Annotated in this window: 1 pseudogene; it reads left to right on the top strand. The window is 46.6% G+C overall.

The features are described 5' to 3' along the window. Positions 1–221: pseudogene (locus tag V6252_RS13245) on the top strand (siderophore ABC transporter substrate-binding protein); the annotation flags it as partial.

Genomic DNA, 221 nt, shown 5'->3' with positions numbered 1-221 from the left:
CTATGAACCCATCGCCACTTGTCGTTTATGACATGACGTTTATGCAAGATTTGGCGGCGCTAGATGTAGCAGTCGATCGTATGCCAGGTGGTCTACTACTAAAGAATCTACACTCAGAAACACAGCCTGAACCAAAATCGGTAGGAACTGTATTTGAGCCGGATCTTGAAGCGTTCAATGCAATGCAGCCGCATGCTATTTTGGTTGGTTCACGCATGGCA

Source organism: Psychrobacter proteolyticus, from assembly GCF_038155145.1.
Taxonomy (GTDB): Bacteria; Pseudomonadota; Gammaproteobacteria; order Pseudomonadales; family Moraxellaceae; genus Psychrobacter; species Psychrobacter proteolyticus_B.
Note: the sequence above shows the minus strand (reverse complement) of the source record. Positions and strands in the feature narration are given on the sequence as shown.